We start from the raw sequence: 18,339 nt of genomic DNA on the forward strand, positions 1-18,339 counted from the left end.
TCTCCATTTATCCCCGACTCACTCAGAATATTTGGTTAACATAATGGATAGATTCAATGCCACAACGTGATCAAATTCACGACATTATTCGGCGAGCAATTCTCAAAGATGGCTGGCAAATTACTGACGATCCGTTTGTAATTGCCTACGGTGAGCGTTTTCTATTCATCGACCTTGGTGCAACAGAGAGTGGATTGTTGAGTGCGATCGTTGGGGCTAGTCGCTCCAGTGAGCGCATTGCAATTGAAATCAAAACATTCCGCAGCGCTTCATTAATCACTGAACTTCAGCAGGCGATCGGTCAATATCAGCTTTATCTTTTATTGCTCCAAGAAGTTGATCCTGATCGTATTTTATATTTGGCAATCTCAGAAGATGTGTATCACAATTTTTTTAGAGAGCCAATTGGACAATTGGTAATTGAGAAACTGCCTTTGAATTTGATTGTTGTCAATTTAGAGCATGAGGAAATTATTCAATGGATCAATCCTTAGCAGCCAGTGAAATTATCAAGCAAGTGATTGAGCATTATGCTCAGTTCCAGCCTTCTCACGGAAAGATTCGACTAGAGACAATTTTTGATGATCACCAGGGTCGTTATGCCCTGATGCAAACAGGATGGGATCGCGATCGCCGCATTCGCGGAAATTTGATCTACGTTGTCCTAGATCAAGAAATGATTAGGATTGAATATGATGGCATAGAACATGGAATTTTCTACGATTTAGTCAAAAAGGGAGTTTCACCTGAAAGGATTGTCCTGGCATATTTACCAGATTGCCCCACCGGTTCTCGTCTTGATGTTGATAGAAATAGCTCATCGAAACAGTCTGCAATAGCTTAGGTTTTTTCTGATCAAACCTTGATTGGCTTCAAGCAGATTGAGACCAACATATTAGTCGGTTTACGTAACGATCTGGAACGTGCGGGGCAATTTCAGTTCCCTGCCGCCAGCGATCGCCCCCGCAAACTCTATGAAGTGCTTGATGATCTGCCCGTTTGTTTGGAACCCAAATTAAAGTTTTCACCGCGATCACTCTTTGGTGATAAGATTCCTGCCTCCCGTGGGCGATTCCAAAAAATTGATGAACTCAATGACTTTTTCCTGTTCAGCGATGTGCGCGATGGCCACAGCACCATTCACTCTTGGGATCTGATTCCAACGAGCGATCGGGAAAAATTCATCTGCATGACCCTGCTGAGAAATCGTCGTAAAAAGAAATATGGCCCCAAGGATGGTAATCCCCTTTCCTTAGAAGATTTTCAGGGTTTGATTCCGGATTTAGATCAGACTGAAATTACGGTATTGGTACAGAAAGAAATTCTGCGAGAAGTCACAGTCGATCGCTTTGACTTTGAAAACTCCAAAATCTCAACCGGCATTCAGGGGGTATCGCGAATTTTCTTGCCTACTGCTGAAGCGATCGGGACGCTAACGGCCAGCGGAACCCGTGATTTTGTGGCGACAGCGGCTCTCAATGGCTGTGAACCGAATACCTATAAGCAACAATTTTTGGAAGAGATTTATTATCCCGGCCAGTTTCGATCGCTCACGGCCCAGGACTATGCCAAACTCCAGGGATTCCCAGAAAACTTTATTCTGTATCCCAATAGCAGCATCGCTAAGAAACAATTCGGGAATGCGGTTTCTGTGCCGGTAATCGCTGCGATCGTGCAATCCATCTTGCAATGTCTCTGATCTTACTTTTTGCGCTGACCGAAAACTAGCAACACTGGAATGATTATGGAAAGTTCGCTCCTCAAAGCTGCGATTCAACAGGAAATTCAACAAATGATGGATCGTGTTTTGGATAATGCGATCGCCAAAAACCCATTCATTGCGGTGATTAATGCTTACTCTATAGATTTGCGCGTGAGTCGATTTTGTTGAATTTTGTTGATCAGATTTCACCATTTTGCTTTTTAGGGTTAGTTTTTAACTGGGATGGATTCTAGGGACTGCTTGACAATGCAAGGTATCATTTTTGACTTTTTGAAAGAATTAAAAATAAAATAAAGATATGACTCTTGGTAAAGAAAGTCACGTGCTATGCTCGTTTTACGTCAATTTTAGAGGAAAAGCGATATCTACCATGGCTTAGTCACAGATCGCCGTCAGAGTATCTAAAAGCATTTCTAGCTTGATTAAGACGGTAAACTGTGACGGCTGGTGTGGATCTTGCATAACTTTTCGGTGAGGTCAATTGATCAAAGGCCTATCGTGGTGGTCTGGGATCGCTTGGGTTTTTGGTCGGGGTACTTTAGCTGTTAGGAGATGCTGTTTTCGGCTGTGATCCCGATCGCTCCCCTGAGCTGAGAACAAATTGATAGAACCAGTGGGGAGATGGTCTGATGCAGGATCGGCCAGACCTAAGCTAGTATTCGCGCCAAGCAATGGGCTTTTGCTGTGTTTTGGGGGAGTTTTAAAGCTAATTGGGGGCAAATTTAGCTGCTTTGACCTCCGTTAGCCGGATGCGCTCGATTTTTCTCGCTCAAAAACAAGTCCTGTCATGTCCATTCCGTTTCCTATGCTGACGGTTTCTGAACTGAGGGCGGCTATTATCCGCCAACCATTGGTGGTTGATGCGGCGGCAACGGTCTGGGATGTGGTTTCCCTGATGAGTGGGCTGCCGGCGGCCCAGGCGGATCCACAGAAGGCGGCGATCGGGTCTCGCCCCAGTTGTGTGCTGGTGAGGGTGGACGATCGGGTGGTGGGCATTTTGACGGAGCGAGATTTGGTGCGCTTGAGTGCGCAGCAGTGCCCGCTCGATCGCCCGGTGACCGCCGTGATGACGCGGGAACTGGTGATGCTGCGGGAGAGTGAGTTTACGGATTTGTTTTCCACCATTCATCTGTTGACGAAACATCGAATTCGACATTTGCCGGTGGTGGATGAGGCCGATCGCCTGTTGGGGCTAATTACCCAGGAAAGTTTGCGCCAGTTGGCCCGCCCGATCGACCTGTTGCGGTTGCGCCAAGTCCAGGAAGTGATGAGCCGATCGATTGTGGTGACCAGCTCTCACGCCTCTCTGTTGGAATTGGCGCAATTAATGAGTGAGAACCAGGTGAGTTGCGTGGTGTTGGTGGATCCGGCCCACGCAGTGATCGGGGCGATCGATGATTCAGCGGCGAAATCAGCGAACGATCTTGAGGGCGATCTTGCCGCTGCCTCATCTCTACAGCCGATGGGTGGGCCGCCCGTGGGCCTGGTGACCGAGCGGGATATGGTGCAATTTCAGGCCCTGGGGTTGCCCTTGGATCAAACCAGTGCCCATTTGGTGATGAGCAGCCCGGTGTTTAGCGTCAGTCCCCACACCAGCCTGTGGGAGGCGCAACAGTTGATGGCCGATCGCTGGATTCGGCGATTGGTGATCACCAATGACCAGGGGCAATTGCTGGGCATCCTCAGCCAAACGCGCCTGCTACAGGCCTTGAATCCGCTGGAAATCTACAACTTGGCGACGGTGCTGGAAACCCAGGTGTCGCAGTTGGAGCAAGAACGATTGGCGCTGCTGGAAAGCCGAGCGCAGGAACTGGAGCGGGAGGTGGCCGAGCGCACTGCCCAACTGCGGCAACAGGCGGAACGGGAAGCGCTGTTGCGGGAAGTGGCCACGCAAATTCATAATGCCCTGGATTTGCACACCATTTTGGAAACGACGGTGCAGCAAGTGCAGCGGCTGCTGAACTGTGCGCGGGTGATTGTCTATCAATTTGAGGGCGATTGCAGCGGCGTAACGATCGCGGAGGCTTTGGCGGATCCGAGCGATCAGGGTCAGTCCCTGTTGGGGCGGCGGGTTCAGGATGACTGTTTGGGGTCGGCTTTTTTGGATCCCTTTCGGCGGGGCCAAGTGCGGGTGCTGGAGGATGTCACCACTGCGCCGTTGTCGGACTGCCATCGAAATTTGCTGCTCGGCCTCCAGATGCGGGCCCAACTGATTTTGCCCTTGCTGGTGGGCGATCGCCTGTGGGGGTTGATGGTGGCCAGTGAGCACGATCGCCCGCGACTTTGGCAGGCCGCGGAAATTGACTTGCTGCAAGCCCTGGGGGTGCAGGTGGGCATTGCCCTCAAGCAGGCCACATCCCATGCGGTCTTGGCCGCGGAGTTGGAAGAGCGTCGCCGGGCCGAGGCGGCCTTGCGGGAAGCGGAAGCACACCAACGGGCCCTAGTCAGTGCGCTGCCGGATTTGTTAGTGCGGCTGAATGCTGAAGGGATTTTTCTGGAATTTGTCGCCAACCCTGAGTTCGATCGGGTTGGCGATTTAAGTAGTTGGGTCGGTAAGCATGTGTCGGAATTGCTGCCGCCGGTGGCCGCCCAAAAGCGGATGAAAGCCATTCAGCGAGCCTTGGCCACCAAAACCGTTCAGTTCTATGAGCAAAATCTGTCCACCCATGAGGTGTTGCGAATTGAGGAAGTGCGGGTGGTTCCTTACCGCGATGACGAGGTGTTGGTTTTGGTGCGCAACATCAGCGATCGCAAACAAGTGGAATGGCAACTGCGGGACTTGAATCAGTCCTTGGAGCGGAAGGTGGCCAAGCGCACCACCACGCTGCAAATTCGGGAAGCCCAGATTCGGGCAATGGTGGCGGCCATTCCCGATCGCCTGCTGCGGGTGACCCCTCGGGGCCAATGTTTGGACTACAGCACCCTCACCCAGGCGAAACATCCCTGGGGCCGCTTCCGCGCTGAGGCGACTGGCGATTCGTTGGAGGCAGCGGACACCCCAACCCTCTCCCAGTTGACCGATTGGGTGGCGGCGGATCAGTTGGAGGCGGTGTTGGAGGCGGTGAACCAGACGATCGAAACCGGCCAACTGCAAGTCATTGAACAGCGGCGGATCCTGGGCGATCGGGTTCTGGATGAGGAATTGCGGATTGTGGGCAGTGATGCGGATGCGGCCCTGGTGATGGTGCGGGATGTGACCGAGCGCAAGGCCGCCGAAGCCCAACTTCAGGAACGGGAAGCTCGCTATCGTGGCTTGATGGCGGGGGCAAGTGACGCGATCGTGGTGACCAACCTTCAAGGGGAAATCCTGGAAGTGAATCGCAAGGCGGAGGAACTGTTTGGCTATGACCGCGCCCAACTGATCCAGATGCACCAATCCCAGTTGCACCCGATCGATTGCCAGGAGGAGATGGTGCAGGCCTTCCAATCGGTGATTACGGATGGTCTGTGCCAGCTCACCAATGGTCAAATTCAGCGGGCCGATGGGCAAGCAATTCCGGTGGAAATTACCGGCTCGATCGTGCAGGTGGGCCAAACCCAACTGGTGCAAGGCATCTTTCGGGATATTCGCGATCGCAAAAATGCCGAACGCCAATTGGCCGACCTGTCCCAACGGCTCACCCTTGCCCTGGAATCCGGCGCGATCGGCTGTTGGCAATGGAATATTCGAGCCAACACCCTGGTTTGGGATGAGCGGATGTACAGCCTGTATGGGGTTGCGCCCGTGGAACCCGGCCAAAATCAGCGCCTGCCCTACGACATTTGGGCCAGTTCCGTCCATCCGGACGATCGACCGGCCACCGAACAGTTACTCCATGCCGCCACACGCGGCGAAGCCCGTTACGACACCGAATTTCGAGTCATGCTTGCCGATGGCACCGTCCGCCACATCAAGGCCTATGGCGAGTTGCTTTGTGATGCCCAAGGCCAGCCCCAAAGCATGATTGGCGTGAACTATGACATCAGCGATCGCAAACAGGCCGAGGCGGCCCTGCGGCAAAGCGAAGAGAAATTCCGCCGTGTGTTTGACTCCAACGTGGTGGGAACCATCTTCACCAACTTTGAGGGGCTGATTGTTGATGCCAACGATTGCTTCTTGGAAATGCTGGGCTACGATCGCCTGGACTTGCAAGCCGGGCGCTTAAACTGGGCCGAACTCACACCGCCCGAATATCGAGCGCAAGACATCGCGGCCATTGAACACCTGCGGCAACACGAGTCGATCGCCCCTTGGGAAAAGGCCTACGTGCATCGAAATGGCCATTGGGTGTGGGTGCTAATCGGCGTGGCCATGATTGCCCCCGCAACCGGTAGCTGTGTTTGCGTGGTGGTGGACATCAGCGATCGCAAACGTTCCGAAGAAGCCCTACGTGAGAGCGAAGAAAAATTCCGCCAATTGGCCGAAGCTGTGGATTCGGTATTTTGGATTTTGGATCTCAATCGCACCAATCGGATCTACGTCAGCCCCGCCTATGAGCGGATTTGGGGCAGACCCAGCGAAGAACTCTATATCACCCCCGACAGTTGGGCCACCAGCATTCACCCCCTGGATCACGATCGGGTCTTGACCGCCCTTCCCAAACAGTTATTGGGCGAATTTGACGAGGAATATCGGATCCTGCGGCCCGATGGCGAACAGCGTTGGATTCGCGATCGGGCATTCCCCATTTGCAACGCCCAAGGAGAGGTTTATCGCCTCGCGGGCATTGCCGAAGACATCACCCCCCTCAAGCAAGCAGAACTGGAGCGAGAACGGCTGCTTCAGGAATTGGCCGCCTTTAAGCTGGCGCTCGATGCCTCCGCGATCGTGGTGATTACCGATGCCCAAGGGGTCATGACCTATGTCAACGATCGATTTATCGCGGTTTCCGGCTACAGCCGCGAGGAATTGATTGGCAAAACCCATCGACTCGTGAAGTCTGGCCACCATCCCGCCTCCTTCTTTAAGGACTTGTGGGACACCATTTTGGCGGGGCAAATTTGGCGCGGGGAAATTTGCAACCGCGCGAAAGATGGTCGGCTCTATTGGGTAGACAGCACGATCGTGCCGTTTCTCGATCGCGCAGGGAAACCGATTCGATTTTTGGCCGTTCGTTTTGATATCACCCCGCGCAAACGAGCAGAAATTGACCTCAAAAATAGCAACTTCCTGCTTTCCACCATCAGCCAAGCCCAAACAGAATTTATTACGGCTGCCAATCGATTAACAATCTTTGAAGGCCTTCTGAATGGCTTATTAGAACTGACCGAAAGTGAATATGGCTTTATCGGAGAAGCGCTATTTCGAGGCGATGGCAGTGCCGCGATCGAAGAAGGCTTTCTCAAAATTAAAGGCGTTCCCTACCTGCAATCCCACAGTGTCACCAACATCGCTTGGGATGAAACTACGCAAAAGTTCTATGAAGATAACTATGAAACGGGAATGCAATTTACCAACATGAACACGCTCTTTGGCGCGGTGATCATGACCGGTAAACCCGTGATTGCCAACAGTCCCAGCACCGACCCGCGCAGTGGCGGCACACCACCCGGCCACCCTCCCTTGCAGGCATTTTTAGGCATTCCATTCTATCAAGGTAATCAATTGGTGGGGATGATTGGAATTGCCAACCGGCCCGGCGGTTATGAGTCGAGCATGGTGGGTTATCTAGAGCCATTTTTGGTCACCTGTAGCACCCTAATTGAGGGCTATCGGGTCGATCGCCAGCGCCGCCAAGCCGAAGAACAACTACAGCGCACCAATGATGAATTAATTCGGGCGACTCGCCTGAAAGATGAGTTTTTGGCCAACATGAGCCATGAATTACGCACGCCCTTGAATGCCATTTTGGGCATGACCGAAGGGTTGCAGGAACAGGTTTTTGGCTCGATTAATGATAGTCAGCTCAAAGCCTTGGGGACGATCGAGCGTACCGGCTCCCATTTGCTCTCCCTGATTAATGACATTTTGGATGTGGCCAAAATTGAATCGGGGCAATTGGAATTGGATCAAGCGCCCACGGCGATCGTGCCTCTGTGTCAATCTAGTTTGACTTTCATTAAACAACAGGCCCTGAAGAAACATATTCAGGTAGATACTCAAATTCCCAGTCAGTTGCCCCACGCATTGTTAGATGAACGGCGAATGCGGCAAGTGCTGATTAATTTGCTGAATAATGCCGTGAAGTTCACGCCGGAAAATGGGCGTGTGACGCTGTTGGTTTCCCTGGAAAATTACGCCGTTCAAGAATCGCAGCCGTCTCAATCTTGGCTGCGGTTTTCCATTATCGATACGGGAATTGGGATTGCCCCGGATCAGTTAGATCGGCTGTTCCGTCCCTTTGTGCAAATTGATAGTGCGCTGAATCGCCAATACGAAGGAACGGGGCTGGGTTTGGCCCTGGTGAAGCGGATTGTGGAACTCCACGGCGGCCGGGTGGGGGTCACGAGCAAGGTGGGGAGTGGCAGTTGCTTCACGGTCGATTTGCCCTACCATCCTGGTCGCACGATCGCGGACGCTAGTGATGATCAATCATCGGCCAATTTGGATTCATCGCTGGTGATTGAATCAACGGATGGGGGCCGATCGCCCTGCATTTTGTTGGCGGAAGATCAAGAGGCCAACATCAACACGATCGTGAGTTATTTAACGGCCAAAGGATATCGGGTGATTCTGGCCAAAAATGGTGCAGAGGCGATCGCTCAAGTGCAACAATCGCAGCCCGATTTGGTGTTAATGGATGTGCAAATGCCGGGGATGGATGGCCTGGAGGCGATGCAATTACTGCGGCAAGATGTGCAATACGCTAACTTACCGATCGTGGCCCTCACGGCGCTGGCCATGGAGGGCGATCGCGATCGATGCTTGGCGGCCGGAGCCAATGAGTATTTAACGAAACCGGTGCGCCTGCGCCAGTTGGTGACCACGATTCAAAACCTGCTGCCCCAGTTTCCGAGCTAGGTGGCTTCGTCCCGGCTAAGGCTGGCTGCCTAGCGCACCACCGCCTGCTGGCGATCGAGCTGAATCAAGGTTTGGTTACCCCGCATCAACCGATAGGAAGCGGTCCAAGTGCCTGGCATCAGGGGCGATCGCCGAGTGCCCTTGCCCACGTAGGTAATCCACTGTTTGTGATCTTGGTCGATCGGCCGTTGATAGTCCGTGACGATCGAACCATCGGGGGCCAACAGCTTGAAATATTCCACATCCCCCTTTTGCACCCCAAAGGCATGAACCCAAAAGGTGAGCGCCTCCGCTTGGCCGGGAATTTGGTTGCTTTGGAACTCGCCGCGCCACAGCTCATCCTCCACCGGTTGCTTGGGGGCAAAGCCGCTGCGAATTAGCCCCGTGGCCACATAGTTGCGCGCCCCGTCATTCCAAACCGTGTTGGTGTTGTTGCCCGTCGCGCAGCCCGCAATCCGATCGCCCCCCAACAGCGGATCCACTTCCTTGCCATCCTTGCGCACCGTCACATGCACATGGGGAAAGGTGGTCATGCCCGATAGACCCACTAGACCCAGGGGATTGCCCGCTTGGACTCGATCGCCAATTTTGACCCGCACGCTGCCCTGTTTCATGTGGCAATACTGGGTTTGCCAGCCGTTGCCATGGTCTAGCATTACGCCGTTGCCGCACTCAATGCCCGCCACGGTCGATCGCGCTTCCGGGGAAGTGAGCCGTCGATCGGGCACACCATCCCGCATGGCCGACACCGTGCCCGCCGCCGTGGCCACCACCGGTACGGCCGTTTGCGGAGTCCAGAAGGGAATTGCAAAATCCGTGCCGTTGTGACCGTCATAGGTCAAGTGCCGACACATGGAATCCCGCTCGCCCGTGCTGGGGTCGTGGTCGGGATAGAGCATCACAAAGCAATCTTTGCCCAGTTGGCAATCGATCGGGCGGCGCAACAGGGCGGTGGCCGTTCTCTGGGCCAAGCGACCATCGGTCGAGCGCTCCGGAGCCGGAATGCTGGTGACACCGCCGGCCGGCGCGATCGTGGACGAGTCGGCCGCTTGGGCCAACGCGGGGGAATCTGAAGGGGCCGATTGCCCGATCGGGCCCTTCAGACCCACCCAAGTCAACCCCGCGCCGATCAAGATCAAGGAGCCGATCCTTAGGGGCCATGGAAACATGTCACTCACCGTTATTGTTCAGAAAAACCAAAGTCGATCGCCAAAGAGCTGCCCTGCCCTAACCTTCCGAAGATGCTGTGGTCATCAGGAGACTGCTCCATAGACCCGACAGACCCGCCAAAAATAGACCCGACCAAGACTGAGATGGCGATGATTCCCCAGCCTTAGACCCCCCATGGCCCATTTTGGTTGCAACTTTTCGGCCGGTTGCTTGTTCAGTTTGTCTTGCTTCCGCGTTGTGAATCCTAAGCCTTGTGCCAAACGGGCGATCGAGCAAGGTAACCGCCTAACCCCCCATCCCAAACCGGTTCGTTCGCGGGTTTGAGACCTCAGGCGGTTCCGTGATCATCCCATCCTATTCAGGATTAGTCATAATTTGTGAGCTTCTAGCAAGTCCCGGAATGCGTCATTCGGGTTTGCAATAATCCCCCGTGGGCACGGCCCGCTCGATCGTGTAGGCCGCACCGGGCACAAGGATAAATTCGCTGGCTCCCACTTCGCTATTGGGGTTGCCCCAATCGTAGGTGTAGCCCAAGCCGGTGAAAGGTTGCAGATTAGTGCGAATGCTGCGGTAATACAGCCCCCTGAAGAAGGTTTGATAGTTGGCAATGCCCGATCGGGGGGTGATGCCCGCCACCTTTGGCAAGTCCGCCGCCAGGGATTGGGGAAAATCCGCTTGGCACTGGCGATCGCTCACTTCCGGATCCGCGCAGGGGCGAAACAAATCCCGCACATCCACCCACATTTCCACAAACACGTCATAGTTCCAGGCCGGATCCAAGCCCAAATATTGCTGGAGCCGCAGTTTCAAATCCGCTTCAGTGGCGTTGGGATTCTGTTGGCGATATTGCCGACAAAGCTGTTGCACCTGGGGAGCAGCCGTGACCCAAATCAGCTGGTTTTCGTTGCTGGAACTGTTGGTGGCGGGCTTGATGAAGCGATCGAACGAGCTTTGACTCTTCCAGGTCACCATCAACAATCGCTGGCGATCGGGATGCCAAACCAAATTCGGATTATCCGGCGTGAGGGGAATTAGCTCCGAAACCTGCTCGGTGGGTTCCGCCACCGCCGCATCCCGAATTGCCTCGTTGTAGCGTTCCTTGGGGGATGGGGTCGCCTGCACCGCATGGGGGCCGATCGACAACGTGCAAACCAAACCCAGCGCTGCCCCAAGGAGACGTTGGGAAATTTGAGAGATTGAAACAGTCGAAAACATGGCTGTAAGGGGGTCTTCAACCTTGGTCAATCGCCATCCTAACCAGACTCCTTGGGATTGAGGGCTAGGGGTAAAAGCATTGGATCAAGCGTTGAATGCAGAGCAGTCGCCCGATCGCCCCAATTTCTGAGGATTTTGCGAATTCTATAGATTTGTTGGTTTGATTAGATTTGTTGCAATTTACCTTGACTCTCGTTCACCAGAATTGACAAAAACCTTAGAACATTCGTGGTAACAAAAGGTTTAAACCCCTTGTTCGGGATTGGGCAGTGAGTGGCTTAATCATTTGCTTAGTCATGCTGAGTCATTTGCTTAATCATGTGCTTAGTCATTCGCTGCCATTAATTTTGGACATTGGGCATAGTTTGGCCCCGCTGTTCTGCGCTTGGAGCAGTGTGGCTATTTTTAGGAAATTTGTGGATGACTACGCCTACCTGCCGCCTCAATTTAGAAACTGGCTCCGTTGCTTTTGGTTATGCACCCGCCGCGGCCCGGCAATTACAAACGGAATTGAAGGGGCTGATCGATCGAATCAAGGCCGCCACCCAGGTGACTCCCGGTGATCGCCCCACGCCCCAAGCCAATTTGGACTATCAACATGCGGGAGAGGTGTTTTTGGAGGTGTTTTGTAACCCCAATATTTGGCCATCGCCCTTTGCGGCGAAGGTGCTGTTGACCGTGCGGGACGATCGGATTCGGCTCAGTTTGGAAACGGCGCTCGATCGCCTGATGTCTGACCTGAATGATTACCTAGAGCAGGTTTAAGGTTGGTTGTCATTGCTTAACCCTCATCGTTGTAACAAGGGGCTTAAGCCCCTTGTCCCCCACGATCTGGCAACGGTGGAATCAAGGTTTCAGGCGATTTGGTGATCGGTCTTAGGGCGCGTTCACCTGTTCGACTGGCTTTTCGACTGGCGGTGGAAAAGGCTGCTGCACAAATTCCATCAGAATGTCTGTGCAGCGGGCGATCGCCTTGAGGTGGGCAATCTCGTAACCGTGGGTGTTTTGGGTGGGGAAGCCCAAGCAGGCGGCCCGGGGCACATGGCCAAATTTCATGGCGATCGAACCATCGCTGCCAAATCCGCTGATCACGGCGTATTGAATGGGTAAGTGCAATCGCTCGGCCGCCGCCTGTAGCGCCCGGTTCAGGTCTTCGTCATACAGCCCATAGGCATCCTGGGACAGCAACACCGGCACGGGCCCCGGGGCGATCGGGTATTCCGGGGCGATCGGGGCAATTTCCAATGCAATCAGGGCCGCCAGCTTCTGTTGTTGCGCAAAGTACATGGCTCCCAAGGCTCCCACCTCTTCCTTGGCGGAAGCAACCAGATATAGATCCATGGCCGGCGGCTCCTCCTGGGCCAATAGCCGTTCTGCCAAATCCAGCAAAATGGCCACGGAAGCTTTGTTATCTAAGGTGTAGCTGGCGATTTGGTTCGGGCCCAGGCGCAACGGTTGTTTGCGGTGTTTGCTCACCACGGCGCGGCTGCCGGGCCGAATGCCCGCTGCGGCCAACTCAGCAGGAATCCGACCCGTTTCCACCCAGGCCCGCTCCCAGGTCAGGGGCTGGTTGTCCTGCAAATTCCGCTGGGGGGACTCGTGGGACACATGGCGCGATCCAAAACTGAGTACGCCGGTGATAGTTTGGCGATCGCCCAACAGATCGATCGCCCCTTCGCCATAGACCCAAGGGAAAGCCCCGCCCAGCTTGCGCAACTGCACCCGCCCATCGGACTCAACGCCTTTGACAATCGCGCCGATCTCATCCTTGTGGGCCGTGATGGCGATCGGCTTGGCGGTGCGATCGCGCCCGGGAATCACAAAAATCAAATTACCGGCCTCGTCTTGATTCCAGGTCAACCCCAGAGCCTCGGCGCGAGCGATTAACCAGCGATCGACCTCCTGTTCGGCCCCGCTGGGCGAATGACACATCACTAGGGCGCTGATGGTTGCAAAAAGTTCGTCATACATGGCGAGATCACGGGTCTGGGATGGTGATTGACTTGCAGAATTTTAGCGATCGCCCTCCGTGGCCCGACGCGCCTGTTCCCAAGCAATCCAAGCTGCTCGGTGAATATCCAGCCAAGAAATGGCCCGATCGCGTGCCAAAGCGGCCACATCCTCAAATTCTGGATGAACATTCTGAACCGTTTTGCGGGTTTCGTCTTGCCAAGCCACCTTCACCCGCACGGGGCCATAGTCCGTGTCCACCACTTCCAAATGGCGCGGCAAAACACGGCGCTGTTGAAACGATCGCCGAATCCCGATCGTGGTGGTTTCTTGAAACAACACATCCTCACAGGCGGTGAACCGATCCAGGGGCGTAATTACCGTGATGGCCACGCCGGATCGCGATTTCTTCATGGTCACGGGCTGCACAAAGGCATCCAGGGCCCCCACCTGCAACAACCGCTCGATCGCGTAGGCGATCGCCTGGGGGCTGCAATCATCAATTTGGGTTTCCAACACCGCCACTGTTTCCAGGTCAGGATCATGGGGACTGGCTAGGCTTTCCGGCCCCGGCAAAGCTGGGCCGGATTGACCCGATCGAGACTGCCCTGATGGCAATGGCTGGGCCGCCTGGGCAGACCACTCGGGCCGATCGCCCGGAGCCGGAGACTGCGGGCCCCGATCGCTCCGAGGCGGGGGCACAATCAGCGGGGACAAAGGGGCCGATCGCACCAACGGAGCCGACAAACCGGCGGGCGCTGCCAACTCTCCCAACCACAGCCGCATAATGTTGGGCAATGGGAGCGATCGCTGGCCCGCGCCCAACCCCACCCGCTGAAGGGTCATGGCCGGCGGCGACCCGAACCCCTGGGCCAATCCCACGGCGATCGCGGCTCCCGTGGGGGTCACCAATTCCCGATCGATTCCGTTGGCATAAACCGGCACTTGTCCCATTTCAAACAGCTTCAACACCGCCGGAACCGGCACGGGCAATCGCCCATGGGCCGCCCAAACCGTGCCGCCGCCCGTGGGCAAAGCGGAACAGAAAATCCGCTCAACCCCCAGCCAATCCAGCCCTAAGCAGGTTCCCACCACGTCCACGATCGCATCGATCGCCCCCACCTCGTGGAACTGCACCTGTTCTGGCGCAATGCCATGAACAGCCCCTTCTGCTTGGGCCAACTGCCAAAAGATCGATCGACTCCATTGCACCACCCGATCGGGTAGCAACGAATTCAGAAGCATGGCCTCAATGTCTGGCCAACGGCGGCTGTGGTGATGGGTGTGATGGTTGTGGGGATCGTGGTGATGATGGTGATCGGGGCTATGGTCGTGATCATCGTGCCCGTGATGCTCATGATCATGATGCTCGTGCTCGTGCTCATGATCATGATGCTCGTGCTCGTGATGCCCATGATCATGATGCTCATGCCCGTGCTCATGATGCTTGCGCCCGTGATGCTCGTGCCCGTGATCTCCCAGAGCTTCAGGTGAGCGGGCAGATGGTTCAGCCCCTTCCCCCGGCTCATCCATGGGATCTTCCACCTGAAAGGAACCACCGGGCGATCGCCACTCCACGATCGCTTTCAAGGCTCGCTGGCCGTTGTGGTGCATGGTTTGGCTGCTGAGGCGATATTCCTCGGCAATTCCCAGGCGATCAAGCTGCGATCGCACATAATCCAAGGGCACACCCACATCCAGCAGCGCCCCCAAACACATATCCCCCGCCAGCCCCGTTGGGCAATCAAAATAGGCTACCTTCATTTGTTTTGCCCTCCGCCCAAGTCTGAAAAATCTATCCCGCCATCTTGTCGGCCAGCGCTTTGGCAATTCGTTCGGGAACCGGTCGATCGTTGGTCTTGATGATTGGTCTTGATGATCTGTTGATTGAGGTCTTGAGATCTTGAGATCTTGGATGAAATCCTGAGAGATGAAATCTTGAGATCTGTTGGTTGGTTAATCGTTCAAGAACTGAGCGTGCTCGTGAATTTTGTGTGCCCGCGAATGCACTGATTATGAATCAGCGTTGATCTGACCGTGTGGCCGCATTAGTGCCGCATCAGTTCGATCGATGGGCCCCTTGGTTGTGTTGGGGTCAGTCCATGGGGGTTCATCATAGGTTTCTTCCGGCTCCTGGTGATTGAGGGTTAATCAACAGTGAACTCAATGCATCTAGAAAATTGCCACATTACACCCCGTATAAACACTGAGTTAAAAATGCACCAGTGTTTTCAAAAAATGTCGAAATTATCTGAATTTTGGTCGATTTTGAGAGTGAGATTGCTGATCCCGATTCAGTGATGATTGATGCACCGTCAGGGCCAACAATGAGCCACAATAAACAACAGGTCATGCTATGGCGTGACTAGACCCGATCGCCCCCAATCCCGACTGATCAGCGGGCGATCGACCCGAAGACTTCTCGCAATCTCAATCCTGAAGTCTTCTCATGCCCTTTCCCAGCGTGACTTCCCCAGCGTGACTTCCCCAGCGTGAAGGCCACCAGGGCGACTTCCCCAGGGCAATCAATCACACCATCGCATTCTCTCAACGCCACCTCGGCCCAGTTGACCTCAACCACCCAACTGGCTCAACGCACTCAAGGACATCGACGAGGAAACGACCATGACGAACGCCTCCCGTCCCCCGGTTCCCCCGCCGCCACCGCCACCACTGCCTCGGGTGGCCCCGCCGCCGCCACCGCCGGTTGCTGGTCGTCCTCCGTCGCCTCCCCCGATCGGGAACAACGAGCAAACCCTCCCGATCAACATGGCCCCGCCGCGCGTGGCCCCACCGCCGGCCCCCACGGCTCCGCCGCCTCGGGTGGCCCCGCCGCCACCGGCCGCCAACACGGTCACCACCCCCGCGCCACCGTCCACCGTGGTGCAGTCAGGGCCCCCCATCGCTCCGGTGGCGGCCCAAGTGGTCGCTCCTCCTGCGAAGCGCAAGCCCTCTCCCGGTCAGCCAACCATGATTGACATCGTGAAGCGGGCAGACGAAGAAGGCTGCTCCGATATTCACTTGGGAGTGAACGAAGTGCCCCGTTTTCGGAAGCGCGGTGACATCGTGCCTCTGGACTATCCCACCACCGACCTCGACACCTTCATGAGTTGGTTGGGGGAAATCATGAGCGAAGAAGATATCGCCTTCTTCCAAGAAAATTTGGACTATGACGGAGCTGCCGATCTGGGCTTTGTGCGGATTCGGATTAGCTGCTTTGATTCGTTGGCGGGCCCGGCCATGGTGTTGCGGCTGATTGGGGCCACCATTCTGAGCATGGAGCAGCTTAATTTGCCGCCCGTGTTCCGGGATGTTTGCCACTACCACAAGGGCTTGATTTTGGTGACGGGGCCCACAGGTTCCGGGAAGTCCACCACTATGGCCGCCATGTTCGACTACATCAACAAGAGCATGGCGAAGCACATCATCACGATCGAGGATCCGGTGGAGTTTGTGCATGTCAGCCAAAAATCCCTGATCAAGCACCGGGAAGTGGGGCGGCACACGCGGCAATTTTTCAACGCCCTGAAGGGGGCCCTGCGCCAAGACCCGGACATCATGTTGGTGGGGGAAATTCGGGACGCGGAAACGATGAAAATCGCTCTGAAGGCAGCCTCAACGGGTCACTTGGTTTGTGGAACCCTGCACACCAACAGCGCCATCAAGACGATCGAGCGGGTGTTGGGGATGTTTCCCCCCAATGAGCACGCGGCCCTGCGGGTGAGTTTGGCCGAATCGTTGGTGGCGATCATTGCCCAAGGGTTGTGCAAAACCACCGATGGGAAACGAGCGGCCTACCATGACATCTTGATCGCCACGGATGCGATTAAGGAATACATCATCAAGGGCGAGATGGAGGAGATTAACCAGGTGATGCTGAAGTCAGAGTTTGACGGCATGATCACCATGAATAAGGCGCTGTTTAATCTCTACCAAGAGGGCCGCATCACGGAGGAAGTGGCGCTGGAAAACTCGCCCACACCGAACGAAATGGCCCAATTCCTGCGCGGTCGGGTGTAGGTTGTGCGTTTGAGGGGCAAGGGGCTTCAGCCCCTTGTCTCCGATGGCCTCCGATTCGGGCCTAGACGTTTTTCAGGGCTTCGGGTTGGGTTTGCAACCCGTGATCGACCCCGTGGCGTTGCAAGATGGTTTTAATTTCTTGGGCGATCGGGATGGGCTGTTCCACCATGCCCATATGTCCACAATCGGGAATTTCCCGCAGGTTTTCGCCCGACATGTCAAACAGTGGATGGAAGCTGGCCAAGTGGCGCACATAGCGCGGCTCCATCACAGAATCTTGGTTTCCGGCAATGAAGTAGGCCGGCTGGGTAAGCTGGGCCACCACCTGGGGCAAGCGATGAACTTCCGCTTCGGTGGTGGACTCCAACAGAGTCCAGAGGGCCGCTTCGGGATGGGCGGTCACAAAGTCGATCAGTCGCTGCCGACCCCAGTGGCGGTCTACGGGGCGGGCCACGCTGTCGCGGCTGAAGACCCAATCGAGACCCGGAAAGGCCCGCAACCATTGGGGCCGAAATTGCACCAAGCGCTGGCCAACGGCCCGAAAGCGCTCAAATTCTTCTTTGAGATAAATGCCGCCGCCGGAGTTGAGGCAAATGACCCCTTGAATCCGATCGGGAAATTTGTGGGCGCTCCACAGGGCGATTGCTCCGCCAAGGGAGTGACCCACAATCCAGGCGGTCTCAATTCCCAAATGCTCAAGCAGCCGATTTAAATCTTCGGCATAGGCTGCCGGGGCGTAGTTCTGGTAACGCTCGCGCGGCGTTGAAAATTGCTGGGGTTGGGTGGGTTGGGATGCCCCAAAACCGCGCAGGTCATAGGACAAACAGGGGATATGGGGCTGAAATTGGTCAATGAGGGGCTGCCAATAGTGGCGGCTGAGCAGCCAACCATGGACAAAGACCAAAGCCCAGCGGGTGGGGCGATCGGGATCGAGCCGGTAACTGTGGGGAACGCCGCGAATGGTGATGGTTGCCATACTCCGATCCTATCAGGAACAGCCCGATCCCTGGATCGGTTTGGAAGCGCAAGGGAAGCGGTTCCCCAACAAAAAACTTGAGAAGCTGAAATGCTTTGGTAGTGGTGGTTTTCAGGGTTTCAGCCTTTGACGGTTCCGGATTTTGGCTGCCCTGCCCGAAAGAGAAAAAGTCTCGATCGATCCCCACGGCCCCCGGCCCAGCAAGACAGCGAATCGAGGCTAATCGCTCGATGCGCCCCTCGAAATTGGCTCCGAGCAGGGCGATCAATCACGATCCACCTCGATTCGCCTCGATCCACCGCGACTACGGCAATCAACGCAATAACAATCAACAAACCAGAATCA

General features: G+C 55.3%; 11 protein-coding genes. 6 read left to right on the plus strand and 5 right to left on the minus strand.

What is annotated here, in order from left to right; genetic code table 11:
• The first annotated feature begins 56 nt into the window (after positions 1-56).
• The 4 genes from ACZA91_RS08560 (at position 57) to ACZA91_RS08575 (ending at position 8,663) form a co-directional block, all read left to right on the plus strand.
• On the plus strand, positions 57-494 hold the full coding sequence (locus ACZA91_RS08560; RefSeq protein WP_099534919.1) for an element excision factor XisH family protein: 438 nt from the start codon (positions 57-59) through the stop codon (positions 492-494).
• The gene (locus tag ACZA91_RS08565) at positions 479-844 is read left to right on the plus strand and encodes an element excision factor XisI family protein (RefSeq protein ID WP_463186088.1); all 366 of its coding nucleotides are present in this window, start codon (positions 479-481) and stop codon (positions 842-844) included. Before ACZA91_RS08560 ends, ACZA91_RS08565 begins: the two co-directional genes overlap by 16 nt.
• Positions 845-862: 18 nt before the next feature.
• Positions 863-1,699 (plus strand): DNA cytosine methyltransferase, encoded by an 837-nt coding sequence (locus tag ACZA91_RS08570; RefSeq protein ID WP_463186090.1) that lies wholly within the window; start codon positions 863-865, stop codon positions 1,697-1,699.
• A gap of 829 nt (positions 1,700-2,528) precedes the next feature.
• The gene (locus tag ACZA91_RS08575; RefSeq protein WP_463186091.1) at positions 2,529-8,663 is read left to right on the plus strand and encodes a PAS domain S-box protein; all 6,135 of its coding nucleotides are present in this window, start codon (positions 2,529-2,531) and stop codon (positions 8,661-8,663) included.
• Positions 8,664-8,692: 29 nt separating this feature from the next.
• On the opposite strand, the gene ACZA91_RS08580 is transcribed toward ACZA91_RS08575, so the two are convergent.
• Both ACZA91_RS08580 and ACZA91_RS08585 read right to left on the minus strand, forming a co-directional pair.
• Positions 8,693-9,802 (minus strand): M23 family metallopeptidase, encoded by a 1,110-nt coding sequence (locus ACZA91_RS08580; RefSeq protein ID WP_463186093.1) that lies wholly within the window; start codon positions 9,800-9,802, stop codon positions 8,693-8,695.
• Positions 9,803-10,238: 436 nt separating this feature from the next.
• Entirely contained in the window at positions 10,239-11,048 is an 810-nt protein-coding gene (locus ACZA91_RS08585) for a hypothetical protein (protein WP_463186095.1), read from the minus strand.
• Positions 11,049-11,468: 420 nt separating this feature from the next.
• Here ACZA91_RS08585 and ACZA91_RS08590 point away from each other — a divergent pair, with 420 nt between their 5' ends.
• Positions 11,469-11,813, plus strand: coding sequence for a hypothetical protein (locus ACZA91_RS08590; protein WP_099534925.1), 345 nt, complete (start codon positions 11,469-11,471; stop codon positions 11,811-11,813).
• A 111-nt stretch (positions 11,814-11,924) separates the two neighbouring features.
• On the opposite strand, the gene ACZA91_RS08595 is transcribed toward ACZA91_RS08590, so the two are convergent.
• Positions 11,925-13,019, minus strand: coding sequence for a M42 family metallopeptidase (locus tag ACZA91_RS08595; protein WP_190533685.1), 1,095 nt, complete (start codon positions 13,017-13,019; stop codon positions 11,925-11,927).
• Positions 13,020-13,061: 42 nt separating this feature from the next.
• Entirely contained in the window at positions 13,062-14,762 is a 1,701-nt protein-coding gene (larC, locus tag ACZA91_RS08600) for a nickel pincer cofactor biosynthesis protein LarC (protein ID WP_463186099.1), read from the minus strand.
• 861 nt (positions 14,763-15,623) lie between these two features.
• On the opposite strand from larC, the gene ACZA91_RS08605 reads away from it, so the two are divergent.
• On the plus strand, positions 15,624-17,018 hold the full coding sequence (locus tag ACZA91_RS08605; protein ID WP_463186101.1) for a type IV pilus twitching motility protein PilT: 1,395 nt from the start codon (positions 15,624-15,626) through the stop codon (positions 17,016-17,018).
• A gap of 61 nt (positions 17,019-17,079) precedes the next feature.
• Here ACZA91_RS08605 and ACZA91_RS08610 read toward each other — a convergent pair whose 3' ends face one another.
• Entirely contained in the window at positions 17,080-17,994 is a 915-nt protein-coding gene (locus ACZA91_RS08610) for an alpha/beta fold hydrolase (RefSeq protein WP_463186102.1), read from the minus strand.
• Positions 17,995-18,339: the final 345 nt, after the last annotated feature.

It is taken from the genome of Limnothrix sp. CMB-01 (genome assembly GCF_055193175.1).